This window comes from Prosthecomicrobium sp. N25 (genome assembly GCF_037203705.1).
In the GTDB taxonomy this organism is placed as follows: domain Bacteria; phylum Pseudomonadota; class Alphaproteobacteria; order Rhizobiales; family Ancalomicrobiaceae; genus Prosthecodimorpha.
In genome coordinates this window covers 448,947-465,793 of the sequence record NZ_JBBCAT010000002.1, presented here as the reverse complement: position 1 = coordinate 465,793, position 16,847 = coordinate 448,947, and the positions used below count along the sequence as shown (strand labels likewise).

Sequence of the window (16,847 nt, the reverse complement as noted above, 5' to 3'; positions counted from 1 at the left end):
GGCTGCCTGTCGTGGAGGCCCGGGACACACCCGGGCACGACAGAAAGCAGGACTGTGCGGGGGGTCTTGACCTCGCGGGCCGGCCGGTCAGAGCCGCCGCCGTGCCCGCCCGATCGCCGCGACTCCGAGACCCGCCGTGGCGAGCAGCTGGAACGCCGCGCCGGCGAGATGGGAATATTCCCAATCCCGGCGCACCGCCTCCCACCCCTCCGGAACCCGGGTCCAATTGTCGGTCGCCACGTTGGCGGGCTGCGTCCAGATCCAGAAGACGGCCTGCGCCGAGAGAAGGCCGAGGATCGCCAGGAGCACGGGCAGCAGCACCGGCGGCTCGCGCCGCCACAGGACGGCGGTTGCCGCCAGGCTCAGGAGCTGGATGAGCAGCACGAAGCCGAGGCGGTTCCACCCGGCATAGATCCGCTGCACCGTGAAGTAGGCCTCGCGGTCCAGGCCGATCTTGTTGGGAAGCTCGTAGGCATGAGCCAGCGCCGCCCCGAGGGCGAGCGCGGTCGCCATCAGGGCGACGAGGAAGACGGCGTCGTGCCAGGGCGGGTGCGGGGGGCGGGGCGGATGCGAAAGGCGGTCGGGCATGCCGCCCGAACCGCCGTCGCCGCCGCGGGTTCCTGCCCCGGGGATCGGAGCCCCGGGGGCCGGCCGGGGTCAGGGCGCGAGCGCCCGTCCCTCCTCGTCGGCCGCCTTCTCGGGGAAGGTCGGGTACACGCCCTTGACGCGCCCCATCTGCTGGACGAGCGCCAGGACACTGTCGATGTAGGGCGTCTCCAGTTCGACCAGCCGGCCCATCTCCTGCACGGCCGTCAGCAGCGCGTCGATCTCCAGGGGCCGGCCCTTGTCGAGATCCTGCAGCATGGAGGTGCGGTGCGCCCCGACCTTGGCGGCGCCGTTGATGCGCCGGTCGACGTCGACCCGGAAATGCACGCCGAGCCGCGCCCCGATCCGCTGCGCCTCGATCATCATGTTGCGCGCGAGAGTGCGGGTCCCCGGGTCGGTCGCCACGATGTCGAGGGTGGCGTGGGTCAGCGCCGAGATCGGGTTGAAGCAGAGGTTGCCCCAGAGCTTCAGCCAGATGTCGTTGCGGATGTCGGGATAGATCTTGGCCTTGAGCCCGCTCTTGTTGATCGCCGCCGCCAGCGCCTCGACCCGCGGAGTGATCTGCTTCGACGGCTCGCCGAGGCCGAACTGGTCGCCGTAGATGTGCTTGATGACCCCCGGCTCGGTGATCTCCGTGGCGGGATAGACCGTGCAGCCGATCACCCGCTCCGGACCGATCGCGTCCCACTGGCGGTTGTCCGGATCGACGCTCATCAGGCGCAGGTCGGAATACTGCCCCTCGATGCCGTGGAAGTACCACCAGGGCACGCCGTTCTGTGCCGTCACCACGGCGGTGCCGGGCCCGAGCAGCGGCTTCATGGCCTCCGCCGACTCCCAGGCCTGGTGCGCCTTGAGGGCCACGATGACGTAGTCCTGCGGCCCGATCTCGGCCGGGTCCTTGGCGGCCGGCATGCGCTCCGTGATCGTCTCGCCATTGATCAGGAGGGTCAGGCCCTTCTGCTTGATGGCCTCCAGGTGCGGCCCGCGCGCGATGAGCGAGACGTCGACCCCGACCCGCTTCATCATGACCGCCATGTAGCCGCCGATCGCGCCGGCTCCGTAGATGCACACCTTCATGGGCTCGCCTCTCCCTGGGTTCTTGGTCTGGTATACGGTATGTCTGATGGCGCGCGTCCTGTGACCGCGACCCGCTGACGCGCGGCATGGCGCGCCGACGCCGGGATACGGTCTAGCGCGCCAGAACCTGCCGGACGGTCTCGCCGACGAGATGGGCGCTCTGGCACACCGTCACCCCGGCCGCCCTGAGTGCCGCGATCTTCGCCTTGGCGTCGCCGCGCCCGTGCAGCGTGAGCGTGCCGGCGTGCCCCATGCGCCGCTCCGGCGGCGCGTGGCGTCCCGCGATCAGCGCCACGACGGGCTTCCGGTTCGCCGCCGACTGCAGGAACTCGGCCGCCTCCTGCTCCTCGGTGCCGCCGATCTCCCCGATCAGGACGACCGCCCGGGTGTCCGGATCGGCGAAGAAGAGCTCGAGGCAGTCGACCATGCCGATGCCGTGGATCGGGTCGCCCCCGACCCCGACCGTCGTCGATTGCCCGAGCCCCGCCCGCGTCACCTGGTCGACGATCTCGGTCGTCAGCGAGGCCGACCGCGACACGATCCCGACCGGCCCCGGCCGCTCGCTCCCCGTCGCCATCACGCCGATCTTGCAGACGCCGGGCGCCAGGATCCCCTGCGAATTCGGCCCGACGAGCCGCGTCCGGCTCCCCTTCAGGGCCGCCCGGACGCGCACCATGTCGAGGACCGGCACCCGCTCGGTGACCGCGACCACCAGCGGCAGTTCCGCCTCGATCGCCTCGATCATGGCCTCCGCCGCATGCGCCGGCGGCACGAAGATCATGCTGGCGTCCGCGCCCGTCTCGCGCACCGCGTCCGCGACGCGGTCGAAGACCGGGACGTTGAGGTGGTGCCGGCCGCCCTTGCCGGGCGTGACGCCCGCGACCACGCGGGTGCCGTAATCCATCATGAGCGCCGTGTGGTGCGTGCCGGCCCAGCCGGTCATGCCCTGGCAGACGACGCGCGTTTCGGCGGAGACCAGGATCGCCATCGTCACCTCCCGTGCCGCGCGACCGCGACCGCCCGCGTGGCGGCGGTCCACATGTCCGGGCATTCGATGATGGGGCAGCCGAAGTTCACGAAGCGGGAGCGGGCGAACTCGGCGTTGTTGCCGGCCATCCGCACCACGACCGGAATCTGCCGGCCGCTCTTCCTCTGCGCGATGCCGAGCCCCTCCGCGACCGTGTCGCAGGGCTGCATGCCGCCGCCGTGGATGTTGACCAGGATCGCCTTCACGGCGGGGTTGTCGAACAGCAGCCCGAACCCGTAGGCGATGTGCAGGCTGTTGGCGGTGGTGCGGATGTCCATGAAATTGGCCGGCCGGCCCTGCGCGTCGCGCAGCATGTCGAGGGTGGCGAGCCCGAGCCCGGCGCCGTTCACCACCACCCCGATGTCCCCGTCCAGCCGCACGTAGTTGAGCTGGTGGCGCTGCGCCTGCAGCTCGACCGGGTCCGTCTCCTCCCCGTCCGCCAGCCCCGCGATTTCCGGCTGCCGGAAGAGCGCGTTGTCGTCGACGATGATCTTGGCGTCGAAGGCCGAGAGCTGTCCCTCGCCGACCACCGCCAGCGGGTTGATCTCGATGAGGCTCGCGTCGCTCTCCACGAAGGCGCGCCGGACCCCGTCCGCGACGGCCGCGAAGGCCTCCGCGGTGGCGCCCGTCAGGCCGAGCCGCGCCGCGAAGGCGGCGAGCGCCTCGGGCCGGGGCTCCCGTCCCGTACCGAGCGACACCCGCTCGATCGGCAGGTCGCCGGTCGCCGCCCGCTCCTCCATGTCCTCGCCTCCCGTGGGGCTGCCGATCGCCACCACCTCGCCGGTCGTCCGGTCGACCATCACGGCGAGATGCAGGTCGAGCCGGCTCTGCAGGCCCGCCTCGACATAAACGCGGCGCACCACCCGGCCCTCGGGACCGGTCTGGGCGGTGACCAGCTTTCGCCCCAGCATGCCGGCCGCCGCCTCGCGCGCCGCTGCCGGGGAGGTCACCAGCCGAACCCCTCCGGCCCGCCCGCGGCCACCCGCATGCACCTGGGCCTTGACGGCGACCATCGGCGTCCCGAGCGACCGCGCGATCGCCTCCGCCTCGTCGGGCGTGATCGCCACCCGGCCGCCCGGCGACGGCACGCCGTAGCGCGACAGCAGCTCCTTGGCCTGGAACTCGTAGAGGTTCATCGGCGCGTCTCCTCCCGCCCGCCGGCCCGAGAGCGCGCGGCCTCACCGCGCGAGATCGGGCCCGGGGCTCTTGCCGGCCCCTCGCTTCCGGGGCGACGGAAGCATTGGCATACCAAATACCACGAAAGTCGCAAAAGAGAAACGGGCCGAGAGGCGGCCCGGTGACGCAGGAGAGGATAGGGCGGATCCCCGGTCTTGGCAGTGCGGCGCCTAAGCGCGCCGCCGCCCCGGCCGGCAGGCCGCCACGACGGGCCGCCGCGCCCCGCCAAGGAACCCGGGACGGCCGTGGACGTTCACCCCGGCAAGCGGAGACGGAGCGGCAAGGTCGGGGACACGCGGGATGCATGCGGAGCACAAGGGCGAGGACTGGCGGTCCCGCCTGCGCGATCACAGCTACCTGCCCAACGCCGCCGACCTGGCGCGCGCCGCCGAGCCGGGACGCGGGCGCGACGCCCTGCACCCGTCGCAGATCCCCGCCCGCGGCTGGCGCGACATCGCCTGGCGGGTCTTCCTCGCGCTCGGCGAGGACCGCATCCTGTCCACCGCCGGGGGCGTGGCCTTCTTCGCCCTGCTGGCGATCTTCCCCGGCGTCGCCACCGTCGTCTCCCTCTACGGCCTCTTCGCCGACACCAGCACCATCGTCAACCATGTCGGCATCCTCTCCGACATCCTGCCGCCGACCGTCCTGCAGCTCTTCGCCGACCAGATCGCGCTCGCCCTGAAGCAGAGCTCGACCACCCTCGGCACGGCCTTCACGATCGGCCTCGTGATCGCGCTGTGGAGCGCCAACTCCGGCGTCGTCGCCCTGTTCGACGCCCTCAACGTCGTCTACGGCGAGAGCGAGCAGCGCAGCCTCCTGAAGCTCTACGCCACCACGTTCCTCTTCACCGTGACCGCCATCCTGTTCACGATCCTGGCCCTCACCGCCGTGGTCGTGCTCCCCTTCGTGCTCGGCGTCTTCGGCCTCTCCTCGATGGCGGAGCTGATCGTCTCGGTCCTGCGCTGGCCGATCCTCCTCGCCATGCTGGGCATCGGCCTCGCCTGCCTCTACCGCTACGGCCCGAGCCGCCGCGACGCCCGCTGGCGCTGGGTCACCTGGGGCAGCGCCGTCGCGTCCCTGGCCTGGCTGGCGACCTCCATGGTGTTCTCCTGGTACGTCGTCTCCTTCGACAGCTACAATCGGATCTACGGCTCGCTCGGCGCCGCGGTCGGATTCATGTCATGGACCTGGATCTCGGTCGTGGTCGTTCTCCTGGGTGCGGAGATCAACGCGGAGACCGAGCACCAGACCGCCCGCGACACCACCGACGGGCCGCCCCGGCCGCTCGGCACCCGCGGCGCCTTCGTGGCCGACCATGTCGGCGAGAGCTACCCGCCGGGCCAGGACGCCGTCCTGACCCGGGGCCGGCTGCCCAAGCGCCGGCGCAACGTCCGCAGACCGGAAAGGAGACCCCCCATGTGGCTGCATCGGATGATGAGGCTCGGCGACGGCGCCGAGATCGAGGTCGAGGACCGCTTCGCCGCCCTCTACGCCGCCGCCGGCGCCCCGGAGGGCATGATGATGCTCGGCCGGACCCGGGCCGGCGTGGCCGACTTCTACGTCTCCGTCCCGGACGCCGGCCTCGCCGAGACGCTCGAGGGCTTCCGCCCCGTGTCGGAGACCTCGATCCCCGAGGACGCCCACCTGCTCCTCGGCCGCGGCCGCGACATGGAGCTCTTCCGCGCGACCCACAGCCGGTGAGCGGCGACAAGGCTCAGGGCTGCCCGCGCCAGCGCGCCAGCCCAAGGCCCGCGACGGCGAGCCATCCGCCGATCATCAGGAAGCCGCCGGTCGGGGCCGCGTAGGCGAACAGCGCGTGCCCCGCGAAGGCGCGCAGGGAGAGGTCGGCGGCGAAGAGCGTGCTGCCTGCGGCCAGGACGAGGCCGGCCGTCGCGGCCCCGCGCCCGCCGAGCGCCGCGAGGCCCGTCAGCGCCGCCGCGTGCAGGACCAGCAGCACCGCCGCGGTGGTCAGCCCGGCCCCGCCGGCCACATGGCTCGCGGCGGCCGCGAGGCCGACCCCGGCCGCCCCGATGAGGCCGGCGGGCACCAGAAGCCCGGGGGCGGGTCCATGCGGCATGCGTCCTCCTTGCGGATCCCTACATGTCCCGCCCGGCGCCGGTTGGCAACCGGCCGGACCGCGGCGACGAGATCCGATTGCCGGCGCGGATCTCCCCTGCTAGAGGGATGCCCCGTCCGAAACTCCCCTTCCCGAGGTACGCGCCCATGGCTTCGCACAATCTCCTGCTTCTCCCCGGCGACGGCATCGGCCCCGAGATCATGGGCGAGGTGAAGGGCATCCTCGACTGGTTCGGCAAGCGCGGCATCGTCGGCTTCGAGACCGAGACGGCCCTCGTCGGCGGCTCCTCCTACGACGCCTGCGGCAAGGCGATCTCCGAGGAGACCATGCGCCTCGCCGAGAGCGCGGACGCGGTCCTGTTCGGCGCCGTGGGCGGGCCGAAGTGGGACGGCGTGCCCTACGACGTGCGTCCCGAGGCCGGCCTGCTGCGCCTGCGCAAGGATCTCGGCCTCTTCGCCAACCTGCGTCCCGCGATCTGCTACCCGGCGCTCGCCGATGCCTCCTCGCTGAAGCGCGACGTGGTCGAGGGCCTCGACATCCTGATCCTGCGCGAGCTGACCGGCGGCGTCTATTTCGGCGAGCCGAAGGAGATCGTGACGCTCGAGAACGGCGAGAAGCGCGCCGTCGACACCCAGGTCTACACGACCCACGAGATCGAGCGCATCGCCCGGGTCGCCTTCGACCTCGCCCGCACCCGCCGCAACAAGGTCTCCTCGGCCGAGAAGCGCAACGTCATGAAGTCCGGCGTGCTCTGGAACCAGGTCGTCACCAAGGTCGGCAAGGAAGAGTACCCGGACGTCCAGCTCGAGCACGTCCTCGCCGACAACTGCGCCATGCAGCTCGTCCGCTGGCCCAAGCAGTACGACGTCATCGTCTGCGACAACCTCTTCGGCGACATCCTCTCGGACGTGGCCGCCATGCTGACCGGCTCGCTCGGCATGCTGCCCTCCGCCTCGCTCGGCGCCCCCGACCCGGCCACCGGCAAGCGCAAGTCGCTCTACGAGCCCGTCCACGGCTCCGCCCCGGACATCGCCGGCAAGGGCCTCGCCAACCCGATCGCCATGATCGCCTCGGTCGGCATGGCGCTGCGCTATTCCTTCGGCCTCGGCGAGGCGGCCGACCTCGTCGACAAGGCGATCGCCAACGTGCTCGCCTCGGGCACCCGCACCAAGGACATCGCCGACAAGGGCGCCAACGCGGTCGGCACCAAGGAGATGGGCGCCGCCATCCTCAAGGAGCTCGACCACCTGACCGCGTGAGCGTCCCCGGCCCCTTTGGGGGGGCCGGCCTCACCGCACCTCGACCGGAACCCGCTCGATCACGGCGTCGTCGTGGCCCGGGCGGCCGAGCACGTAGACGAGTTCGTACTTCCCCGGCTTCTTCGGCGCCGTCACGGTGACGGCCGTCTCCGTGTTGGCGTCCGCTTCCGGGTACTCCCCGAAGGTCTCGTAGCCCTGGCCGGGGGCGAGCAGCACGACCTTGTCGAAAAAGGCGCCCTTGGTGGTCAGCACCGCCTCGATCGCCCCGCCCGGTCGGACCCGCCCCGTGACGGACGCGAAAGCCCGGCCCGTGACGGTCACGCCGCGCCGCGCCAGCACCTTGCCGCCGTCCGCCGGCAGGAGCCGGACCTCGTAGCGGCCGGCCGGCGCCGGGAAGCGCTCCACGTCCTTGCCGACGTCCTCCGCCGCGAGCCGGAACGGCTTGCCGTCCTTGGAGAGCGCCCAGACCTCGAGCTTGGCCCCCTCCGGGATCACGTCGGCGAAGCGGAACGGCGCGGCGAGCGAGATCTCGTCCGGCAGGTCCAGCGAGAAGGCCTTCTCGGTGACGGTGATCGTCCGACGCCCCAGGACCCCGTCGCCGACCGGGTGCCGGAACGCGATCTCGTAGCGGCCCGCCTTGACGGGCGCCCGGAACCCGTAGCGGAACGGCCCCGCCGCGCCGGCCTCCGTCGTCCCGCTCGAGACCGGGTCCGCGTCGGGCCCCGCACCCGAGTCGAGGAGATCGGGCGTGTCACCAGCCTGCACGGAGCGGCCGTCGGCAGAAACCGTGAAGGCCTCCCCGGCCGGGACGCTGTCGGGTGCCGCGATCCGCAGGTCAGCCGCGCCCACGCCGATCGTCCATTCGGCGAGCACGAGCCGGGGCGCGCAGAGCATGTAGGCCAGCCGGTAGGTCCCCGGCTTCGACGGCACCCGGATCGACCCCGCCCCGGTCTCGTCGAGCTCTGCCTCGGCCGCCATCTTGCCGCCGCCGGCCGCCACCATGCCGAGCCGCCCCTCCGTGAAGCCGGAGATGGGCACCGTCACGGTGCCGCCGGCCGGCGCGGCCGTCTCGACGGCCCCGGCCGCCACGGCGGGGATCGTGCGGTCGAGGCGGACCGCCACGGTCGCTGGGGTCTTGGCCCCGACCGTCACCTCCGCCACGCCCCAGCGCACCGGCTTGCCCGGCAGCGCCGCCACGACCCGGTAGCGGCCCTCCGGCAGCGCCGCGCTGCCCGAGGACGCCGGGACCTCGGCGACGAACCGCCCCTCGCCGGCATGGATGAACCCGACGCGCGCCTCCGCGGCCGGCGCGCCGTCGGCGGTGACGACCCGGACCGGCACCGGCTTGCGCGGCTTGTCGGCGAGATGGTCGCGCGTCAGGGCGTCGATGACCGCGAGCGGCAGGAAGATCGCCTTGAGAAGATCCGGCGGCCCCTCCCGCCGCTCCAGCGGCCGGTACTCGCCCGCGCATGGATAAGTCTCGGCCGCGAGGGCCGGCGCGGCGGCGAGGACGAGGGCGATGGCGGGGAGGGGACCGAGACGCATCGGGGCGGGACCGGAAAACGAGGAGGGGCCCGGACGCTAGCACCAGCGCCCCGGCGAAACGATCCGGGGACGCCGTGACGGCAGGCGACGGGGACCCGAACGGAGCCGGAGCGTTGCCGTTGGGCCACGCCCGGGAGCCGCCGGCATCCGCCTAACAACAAGGCTATGCAGACCCCTGCCCAGCGAATAGGCTTTCGCGATAGCCCGCCGGCGCGCCGGCCGGGCCCGGCACCAGCGAGCTCCGACCCTTGGCCATTCTGACCGCCCTCCACCACGTCACCGCCTACACGTACGACCGCCCCGTCGCCCTCGGGCCGCAGGTCGTGCGGCTCCGGCCGGCGCCGCACACGCGCACGAAGGTGCCGAGCTATGCGCTCAAGGTCGTCCCCGAGCAGCATTTCATCAACTGGCAGCAGGATCCCCACGGCAACTGGCTCGCCCGCCTCGTCTTCCCGGAACGCACCACCGAGTTCCGCATCGAGGTCGACCTCCTGGCCGAGCTGGCCGTCGTCAATCCGTTCGACTTCTTCGTGGAGGCCTACGCCGAGAAGTATCCCTTCGCGTACGCCCCCGAGCTCGCCGAGGAGCTGGCGCCCTACCTGGTCGCCGAGCCCATGGGGGCGAAGGCCGACGCCTTCGTGGCCTCCGTGTCCCGTGCCGAGACCCCCATCGTCGATTTCCTGGTCGAGCTGAACCAGCGCCTCAGCCGCGAGATCCGCTACGTGATCCGCATGGAACCGGGCGTCCAGGAGCCCGAGGAGACGCTCACGCTCGGCTCCGGGTCCTGCCGCGACACGGGCTGGCTCCTCGTCCAGATCCTCCGCCGGCTGGGCCTGGCCGCCCGCTTCGTCTCCGGCTATCTGATCCAGCTGAAGCCCGACGTCGCCGCCCTCGACGGCCCGGCCGGCACCGACCACGACTTCACCGACCTGCACGCCTGGTGCGAGGTCTACATCCCCGGCGCCGGCTGGGTCGGCCTCGACCCGACCTCGGGCCTCTTCGCCGGCGAGGGCCACATCCCGCTCGCCGGCACGCCCCACTACCGCTCCGCGGCCCCGATCACCGGCCTCGTCGAGCCCGCCGAGGTCGAGTTCCACTTCGCCATGAAGGTGACGCGCATCGCCGAGAAGCCGCGCGTCACGGCGCCCTTCGCGGACGAGGCCTGGGCCGCGCTCGATGCCCTCGGGCGCAGGGTCGACGCGGATCTCGCCGCCGGCGACGTCCGCCTGACCATGGGCGGCGAGCCGACCTTCGTGTCGATCGACGACTACCAGTCCGCCGAATGGAACACCGCCGCGGTCGGCCCGACCAAGCGGGCCCGCGCCGACGACCTCATCCGGCGCCTGCGCAACCGCTTCGCCCCCGGCGGATTCCTCCACTACGGCCAGGGCAAGTGGTATCCCGGCGAAAGCCTGCCACGCTGGGCCTTCGCGCTCTACTGGCGCAAGGACGGCAAGCCGATCTGGCGCAACCCGGCGCTGATCGCGCTGGAATCCGGCCGCCGCGACGCGACCGTCGGCGGGGCGGAGCGCATCGCCGCCGGCATCGCCGAACGGCTCGACATCGGCGCCGACTACGTCCTGCCCGCCTACGAGGACACGGCGCACTGGATCATCAAGGAGGCCGAGCTTCCCGAGAACGTCACCACGGCCGACTCCAAGCTCGACGATCCCGAGGAGCGGCACCGCATCGCCAAGGTCTTCGAGCACGGCCTCGGCCGGCCGACCGGCTACGTGCTGCCCGTCCAGCGCTGGAACGCGGAGGCCGGCACCGGCTGGTACTCCGAGAAGTGGCGGCTGCGCCGGCAGAAGCTGTTCCTGATCCCCGGCGACAGCCCTGTCGGCTACCGCCTGCCGATCGCCTCGCTGCCCTACGTTCCGCCGTCGAGCTACCCTTACGTGACCGAGCTCGATACCTTCGTGCCGCGCGGCGAGCTGCCCGATCCGGACCGCCTCGCCCAGGTCTACAGCCGCACCCACGCCGAGACCCGCGCCACCCAGCGCTGGGTCGAGGAGATCGGCGCCGCCACCGTGCGCACCGCCCTGAGCGTGGAGCCCCGCGACGGCATCCTTCATGTCTTCATGCCGCCCGTCCAGTCGCTCGACGACTACCTCGAGCTCCTCGCCGCCGTCGAGGCGACCGCCGAGGCCGAGGGCCTGCCGGTCCACATCGAGGGCTACCCGCCCCCCTGGGACCCGCGACTGGACGTGATCAAGGTCACGCCCGACCCCGGCGTCATCGAGGTCAACGTCCAGCCGGCCGCGAGCTGGGACGAGGCGGTGGCGATCACCACCGGCCTCTACGAGGAGGCGCGGCTCTCCCGCCTCGGCACCGAGAAGTTCATGATCGACGGACGCCACACCGGCACGGGCGGCGGCAATCACGTGGTCGTCGGCGCCCGCTCCCCCGTCGACAGCCCCTTCCTGCGCCGGCCGGACCTCCTGAAGAGCCTGGTCCTCACCTGGCAGCGCCGGCCTTCGCTCTCCTACCTCTTCTCCGGCCTCTTCATCGGCCCGACCTCCCAGGCGCCGCGCATCGACGAGGCCCGCCACGACACCCTCTACGAGCTGGAGATCGCGCTCGCCAACGTGCCGGCTCCGGGCCGGGGCGAGCCGCCGCTTCCCTGGCTGACCGATCGCCTCTTCCGCAATCTCCTGACGGACGTGACCGGCAACACGCACCGGACCGAGATCTGTATCGACAAGCTGTTCTCCCCCGACGGCCCGACCGGCCGCCTCGGCCTCGTCGAGTTCCGCTCCTTCGAGATGCCGCCCGACGCCCGCATGAGCCTCGCCCAGCAACTGCTCCTGCGGGCCGTGGTGGCGTGGCTCTGGCGCGAGCCGCAGGACGGCGCCTTCGTCCGCTGGGGCACCGCCCTGCACGACCGCTTCATGCTGCCGCATTTCGTCTGGGAGGACTTCCTGGGCCTGCTCGACGACCTCGGGCGCGCCGGCTACCCCTTCGACCCCCTCTGGTTCGAGGCCCAGCGGGAGTTCCGCTTCCCCTTCTGCGGGTCCGTCGAGCATGGCGGCGTCAAGATCGAGCTCCGGCAGGCCCTCGAGCCCTGGCACGTCACCGGCGAGGAGGGCGCGGCGGGCGGCACCGTCCGCTACGTCGACAGCTCGGTGGAGCGGCTGCAGGTCAAGGCCGAGGGCCTGAACGAAGCCCGCCACGTCGTCGCCGTCAACGGACGCCGCGTGCCGCTGACCTCGACCGGCCGCTCGGGCGAGTTCGTGGCCGGCATCCGCTACAAGGCCTGGCAGCCCGCGTCCGGCCTGCACCCGACCTTGCCTACGCACGCCCCCCTCACCATCGACCTGCTCGACAAGTGGACCGGACGCTCGCTCGGCGGCTGCGTCTACCATGTCGCGCATCCGGGCGGCCGGAACTACGATACCTTCCCCGTCAATTCCTACGAGGCGGAGGCCCGGCGGCTTGCGCGCTTCCTGGATCACGGCCATACCCCGGGCTTCGTCCAGGTCCCGCCCGACGAGCGCAGCCTGGACTTCCCGTTGACGCTCGACCTGAGGCGGCCGGCCCCGCGGGCCTGACCGGCATGGAGACCCGATGGCTGCCGACCCGCAGCTGGCTGCCGAAACGCAGCTCGAACTGGCAATGCCGCCCGGCGGCGGGAGCGACGGCGGCAGCGCCGGCGTGGCCGCGCTCGTGGCCGCCTACAAGCCGGTTCCGGGGGTCCCCGACGAGCTGATCGACGAGGCTGGCCGCCCGCGCCCCCATTGGCAGCCGGTCCTTCGCGCCGCCGCCGCCCTCGGCGAGGCGGAACTGCGCCGCCGCTTCGAGGTCGCCGACCGCCACCTGGCCGACGCCGGCGTCGTCTACCGGGTCTACGGCGACCCGAACGGCGCGGAACGGCCCTGGCCCCTCTCCCACGTGCCGCTCGTCCTGTCCGAGGCCGACTGGTCCGGCCTCGCCCGCGGGGTCGCCCAGCGCGCCGAACTGCTCGAGGCCGTGCTCGCCGACCTCTACGGCCCGGCCCGCCTCGTCGCCCAGGGGCACCTGCCCGCCGCGCTGGTCGCCGGCAACTCCGAGTATCTCCGACCGCTCGTGGGCGTCCGCCCGCCCGGCGGGCATTGGCTCCACGTCTACGCCGCCGACGTCAGCCGGGGGCCGGACGGCCGCTGGTGGATCCTCGCCGACCGCACCCAGGCTCCGTCCGGCGCCGGATACGCCATCGAGAACCGCATCGCGCTCGGCTCCCGCGCCATGCCGGACGTCTTCCGCGCCCTCAACGTCGAGCGTCTGGCGGGCTTCTACCAGACGCTCCGCTCCGGCCTCGCCGCGGCGACCGGCCGGGACGAGCCCCGCATCGCGCTCCTCTCCCCCGGCCCCGCCAACGAGACCTATTTCGAGCACGCCTACCTGGCCCGCGCCCTCGGCTTCCTCCTGGTCGAGGGCGGCGACCTGTCGGTCCGCCACGACGCCGTGTACCTGAGGACGGTAGACGGCCCTGTCCGCGCCGATGCGATCCTGCGCCGGCTCGACGCCGACTGGGCCGATCCCCTGGAGTTCAACGCCGCCTCCCGGCTCGGCGTCCCCGGCCTCGCCCAGGCGGTCCGCGCCGGCAACGTGGTGGTCGCCAACGCGCTCGGCTCCGGCCTCGTCGAGGCCCCCGCCCTCCTCGCCTTCCTGCCGGCCCTCGCACGCAAGCTCCTCGGCGAGGATCTCGTTCTGCCGAACCTCGCCACCTGGTGGTGCGGCGAAGAGGGCGCCCGCAAGGCCGTCCTGCAGGATTTCGCCGCCAAGGCGCTCCTGCCCGCCTTCGGCCGGACCCTCCGCGGCATCCTCGACAATGTCGGCACGCTCGGCGCCGCACTCGACCCGGCCGATGCGACCCGGCTGCGCAACCATGTCGAGCGGCGCGGCATCGATGTCATCGGCCAGGAGCCCGTCCGCCTCGCCACCACCCCGGTATGGTCGCAGGGCCGCCTGCAGCCCCGTCCCTATTCGCTGCGTGTCTTCGCCGCCCGCGGCCCCGACGGCGCCTGGACGGTGATGCCCGGCGGGCTCTGCCGGATCGCCGGCGGGCCCGACGCGCGCGGCCTCTCCATGCAGCGCGGCGGCCGGTCGGCCGATGTCTGGGTCCTCGCCGAGAAGCCGGTCGTCCCCGTCAACCTCATCCCCAACCCCGACGAGATCGAGGTCCGCCGCGAGACCGGCGGCCTGCCGAGCCGCGCCGCCGACAACCTCTACTGGCTTGGCCGCTACCTGGAACGCGCCGAGGCGACGCTCCGCCTCGCCCGCGGCCTCGCGGGCCAGACCGACGACGACGGGCCGGACGACGCCGACGAACCCGCCGCCCGCCGGATCGCGGACCTTCTCGCCGCCTGGGGGGCGACGCCCTTCGGCCTGGAGGATTTCGGCGAGATCGCCCGCGAGGCTCTCTTCGGGGCCTCGGCCGGCGCCGTTGCCCAGCTCGTGCGCGAGGCGCGCCGCACCGCTTCCGTGGTGCGTGACCGCATCTCGCCGGACGCCTGGCGCGCGCTCGCCGACCTGACGGGGTTCTTCCCCAGGCCGCCGGTGCGGGTCGAACTCGGGGCCGGCGAGCTCTTCGAGGCTGCCGACGCGGGGCTGCGCACGATAGCGGCCTTCACGGGCCTCGCCCACGAGAACATGTACCGTCCGGCCGGCTGGCGATTCCTGGACATGGGCGCAAGGGTCGAGCGCGCCATCGCGGTCGCCCGCTTCACCCGCCGCCTCGCCGAGGGCCCGGTCGGCTCCGACATGCTGATGCGGCTCCTCGACCTGACCGACAGCCAGGTCGTCTACCGGGCCCGCTACATCAACGGCGCCGCCCTGAAGCCGGTCGTCGACCTCATCCTCCTCGACGAGGCGAACCCGCGCTCGGTCGCCTTTCAGCTCGAGCGCTTGGTGGACCACCTGTGCCACCTCGCCGACCGCCACGAGGGCCGGCGGGCCGACCCGGCCGAACGGGCCGCGCTGAGGCTGTCCACGGCGCTGCGCACCGCCGAGGCGGCCGACTTCGATCCGGAGCGGATCATGGTGCTGGAAACGAGCCTCATGCAGGTGTCCGACGCCATCACGACGCGCTACTTCGGCGAGGCGCTGCCCGACGAGGCGACGGACGAGACGCCGATGCCGGAGACGCCGGCATGATCTACGCGGTCACGCACGTCACCCGCTACCACTACCGGGCGACCGTCCCCTACACGCGCTGCCTCCTGCGCCTGATGCCGGCCGACCGCCCCGGCCAGCGCGTGCTCGCCAGCGCGGTCACCATCGACCCGGCACCCGCCGAGCGCTCGGAGGCGGTCGACTTCTTCGGCAACCGACTCCTCCGCGCGACCACCCGCAAGGCCCACGACAGCCTCGAGATCCGCGCCGCCTCGACCGTCGCGGTCGAACCGCCGCCCTTGCCCCCGGAGGCTTCGATCCCGGCGTGGGAAACGGTAGCCGCGCTGGCGGCCGCCGGCCGCGACCTCGGCCCCGCCGCCCCGGTGCACGGCCTGTTCCCGAGCCGGCTCGTGCCGCTGTCCGAGGACGCCACCCGCTACGCCGCCGTCTCGTTCCCGCAAGGTCGCCGCCTTCTGGAAGCCGCCGTCGAGCTCAACCGCCGGATCAGGACCGACTTCACCTACGAGTCCGGCGCCACCGACGTGACCACCCCGGTCGCCCGGGTCCTCGCCACCCGCCGCGGGGTCTGCCAGGACTTCGCCCATGTCATGATCGCCGGCCTGCGCGGCCTCGGCCTCGCCGCCCGCTACGTCTCCGGCTACCTGCGCACCGTCCCCCCGCCCGGCCGGCCGCGCCTGCAGGGCGCCGACGCCACCCACGCCTGGGTCGAGGTGTGGTGCGGCCCCGCCGCCGGCTGGATCGGCCTCGACCCGACCAACGCCTGCCCGGCGCGCGAGAGCCACGTGGTCCTCGCGGTCGGCCGCGACTATGCGGACGTCTCCCCCGTCGACGGCGTCGTGCTGTCTTCCGGCGGCCAGGGCCTGTCGGTGGAGGTCGACGTCCTGGAGGTTCCGGAGCCGCCCCGTCAGACCGAGACGACGCCGGCCGCCTCGTCCATCAGGTCGCCATAGTGCCGGCGCAGCCGGGCCGTCATCGGCCCCGGCAGCCCGCCCGCGAAGTCGCGGCCGTCGATGCGCCGGACCGGGGTCAGCCCCCCGAAGGTGCCGGTCACGAAGGCCTCCTCGGCGTCGTAGACCTCCGCCAGGGTGAAGTCGGCGAGCCGGACCGGGATCCCGTGCCGCTCGCAGAGCTCAATCACGTGGGCCCGCGTGATGCCGTTGAAGCAATAGCCGCCCCGCGACGTCCGGACCTCGCCGTCCTTGACGAAGAAGAAGTTCGTCGCGTTGCAGCTCGACACGAAGCCGTTGGGGTCCAGCATCAGCGCCTCGTCGGCCCCGGCCTTGATGGCCTGGATCAGCGCCTGGATCAGGTTCAGCCGGCTGTGCGAGTTGAGCCGCATGTCGAACATGTCGGGCGGCGAGCAGCGGACCGTCGAGGTGAAGAGAGACAGGCCCGTGGACGCGAGTTCCGGCGAGGGCTGCTTGTACTCGGCCACGATGACGATGGTCGCCTTCGAGATCGTGTGGCGCGGGTCCTGGTTCGGCGTCTTCTTCAGCCCGCGCGTCACCATCAGCCGGATATGCACGCCGTCCCGCATCCCGTTGGCGGCGAGCATCCGGTCGAGCTCGGCCGCGAGCGCCGCCTTGGGCAGGCCGACGTCCATGTCGATGGCCCGGGCGCCGGCGTAGAGCCGGTCGAAGTGCCGGTCGGCGAACACGACCGTGCCCTTGTGCAGCCGGAAGCCTTCCCACACCCCGTCGCCGAGCACGAAGCCCGCATCGAAGACCGACACGCGGGCGTCCTCGCGGGCGACCAGGTCGCCGTTCAGGTAGATCTTGACCGCGGCGTTGCGCGGGTCCGAGGCGAAGTCCTGACTTCCGGCCATGGTATTATGGTCTCCGATCGAATGTGACATAAAGCTGACAGAGTAGTCGGGCCCGCATCGGCATTTTAGACATGACAAGAAGCTGACACGCAAGTCGGCCGTCAGCTTTGAGACCGCGGCCCATCAGAATAAGCACTGTCA

Annotated in this window: 12 protein-coding genes; 5 read left to right on the top strand and 7 right to left on the bottom strand. The window is 72.5% G+C overall.

Features of this window, described 5'->3' with window-relative positions:
* Positions 1-87: 87 nt before the first annotated feature.
* The 4 genes from WBG79_RS17025 to sucC form a co-directional block, all read right to left on the bottom strand.
* Positions 88-588 carry a DUF1772 domain-containing protein gene (locus WBG79_RS17025; protein ID WP_337358381.1) on the bottom strand — a complete coding sequence of 167 codons (501 nt, stop codon included), beginning with the start codon at positions 586-588 and terminating at the stop codon, positions 88-90.
* A gap of 69 nt (positions 589-657) precedes the next feature.
* The gene (locus WBG79_RS17020) at positions 658-1,683 is read right to left on the bottom strand and encodes a 2-dehydropantoate 2-reductase (RefSeq protein ID WP_337358380.1); all 1,026 of its coding nucleotides are present in this window, start codon (positions 1,681-1,683) and stop codon (positions 658-660) included.
* A 112-nt stretch (positions 1,684-1,795) separates the two neighbouring features.
* Positions 1,796-2,671 carry a succinate--CoA ligase subunit alpha gene (sucD, locus tag WBG79_RS17015; protein WP_337358379.1) on the bottom strand — a complete coding sequence of 292 codons (876 nt, stop codon included), beginning with the start codon at positions 2,669-2,671 and terminating at the stop codon, positions 1,796-1,798.
* Between the two features lie 2 nt (positions 2,672-2,673).
* Positions 2,674-3,846, bottom strand: a complete 1,173-nt coding sequence (gene sucC, locus WBG79_RS17010; protein WP_337358378.1) for an ADP-forming succinate--CoA ligase subunit beta — start codon at positions 3,844-3,846, stop codon at positions 2,674-2,676.
* A gap of 340 nt (positions 3,847-4,186) precedes the next feature.
* Here sucC and WBG79_RS17005 point away from each other — a divergent pair, with 340 nt between their 5' ends.
* Positions 4,187-5,587 carry a YihY/virulence factor BrkB family protein gene (locus WBG79_RS17005; RefSeq protein WP_337358377.1) on the top strand — a complete coding sequence of 467 codons (1,401 nt, stop codon included), beginning with the start codon at positions 4,187-4,189 and terminating at the stop codon, positions 5,585-5,587.
* 13 nt (positions 5,588-5,600) lie between these two features.
* Here WBG79_RS17005 and WBG79_RS17000 read toward each other — a convergent pair whose 3' ends face one another.
* On the bottom strand, positions 5,601-5,963 hold the full coding sequence (locus tag WBG79_RS17000; protein WP_337358376.1) for a DUF423 domain-containing protein: 363 nt from the start codon (positions 5,961-5,963) through the stop codon (positions 5,601-5,603).
* A 146-nt stretch (positions 5,964-6,109) separates the two neighbouring features.
* Between WBG79_RS17000 and leuB the strand changes: the two genes are divergently transcribed.
* Positions 6,110-7,222, top strand: a complete 1,113-nt coding sequence (gene leuB, locus WBG79_RS16995) for a 3-isopropylmalate dehydrogenase (RefSeq protein WP_337358375.1) — start codon at positions 6,110-6,112, stop codon at positions 7,220-7,222.
* A gap of 30 nt (positions 7,223-7,252) precedes the next feature.
* Here the strand turns inward: leuB and WBG79_RS16990 are convergent, their stop codons facing one another.
* Positions 7,253-8,767: a carboxypeptidase-like regulatory domain-containing protein gene (locus tag WBG79_RS16990; protein ID WP_337358374.1), complete on the bottom strand. Its 1,515-nt coding sequence runs from the start codon at positions 8,765-8,767 to the stop codon at positions 7,253-7,255.
* A gap of 248 nt (positions 8,768-9,015) precedes the next feature.
* On the opposite strand from WBG79_RS16990, the gene WBG79_RS16985 reads away from it, so the two are divergent.
* The 3 genes from WBG79_RS16985 to WBG79_RS16975 are packed head-to-tail and all read left to right on the top strand — an operon-like array spanning position 9,016 to position 15,831.
* A complete protein-coding gene (locus WBG79_RS16985; protein WP_337358373.1) occupies positions 9,016-12,318 on the top strand; it encodes a transglutaminase family protein in 3,303 nt (1,100 codons plus the stop codon).
* Between the two features lie 16 nt (positions 12,319-12,334).
* A complete protein-coding gene (locus tag WBG79_RS16980) occupies positions 12,335-14,902 on the top strand; it encodes a circularly permuted type 2 ATP-grasp protein (RefSeq protein ID WP_337358372.1) in 2,568 nt (855 codons plus the stop codon).
* Complete coding sequence (locus WBG79_RS16975; RefSeq protein ID WP_337358371.1) at positions 14,899-15,831, top strand: transglutaminase family protein; 933 nt, start codon at positions 14,899-14,901, stop codon at positions 15,829-15,831. Before WBG79_RS16980 ends, WBG79_RS16975 begins: the two co-directional genes overlap by 4 nt.
* Here WBG79_RS16975 and WBG79_RS16970 read toward each other — a convergent pair.
* Complete coding sequence (locus WBG79_RS16970; RefSeq protein WP_337358370.1) at positions 15,786-16,706, bottom strand: aminotransferase class IV; 921 nt, start codon at positions 16,704-16,706, stop codon at positions 15,786-15,788. The two genes, WBG79_RS16975 and WBG79_RS16970, sit on opposite strands and share 46 nt — an antisense overlap.
* Positions 16,707-16,847 lie beyond the last annotated feature (141 nt).

Bases quoted from the DNA above. Each gene is read 5' to 3' on its own strand.
- WBG79_RS17025 (WP_337358381.1), bottom strand. From the start codon at position 588: ATGCCCGACCGCCTTTCGCATCCGCCCCGCCCCCCGCACCCGCCCTGG.
- WBG79_RS17020 (WP_337358380.1), bottom strand. From the start codon at position 1,683: ATGAAGGTGTGCATCTACGGAGCCGGCGCGATCGGCGGCTACATGGCG.
- sucD (WP_337358379.1), bottom strand. From the start codon at position 2,671: ATGGCGATCCTGGTCTCCGCCGAAACGCGCGTCGTCTGCCAGGGCATG.
- sucC (WP_337358378.1), bottom strand. From the start codon at position 3,846: ATGAACCTCTACGAGTTCCAGGCCAAGGAGCTGCTGTCGCGCTACGGC.
- WBG79_RS17005 (WP_337358377.1), top strand. From the start codon at position 4,187: ATGCATGCGGAGCACAAGGGCGAGGACTGGCGGTCCCGCCTGCGCGAT.
- WBG79_RS17000 (WP_337358376.1), bottom strand. From the start codon at position 5,963: ATGCCGCATGGACCCGCCCCCGGGCTTCTGGTGCCCGCCGGCCTCATC.
- leuB (WP_337358375.1), top strand. From the start codon at position 6,110: ATGGCTTCGCACAATCTCCTGCTTCTCCCCGGCGACGGCATCGGCCCC.
- WBG79_RS16990 (WP_337358374.1), bottom strand. From the start codon at position 8,767: ATGCGTCTCGGTCCCCTCCCCGCCATCGCCCTCGTCCTCGCCGCCGCG.
- WBG79_RS16980 (WP_337358372.1), top strand. From the start codon at position 12,335: ATGGCTGCCGACCCGCAGCTGGCTGCCGAAACGCAGCTCGAACTGGCA.
- WBG79_RS16975 (WP_337358371.1), top strand. From the start codon at position 14,899: ATGATCTACGCGGTCACGCACGTCACCCGCTACCACTACCGGGCGACC.
- WBG79_RS16970 (WP_337358370.1), bottom strand. From the start codon at position 16,706: ATGGCCGGAAGTCAGGACTTCGCCTCGGACCCGCGCAACGCCGCGGTC.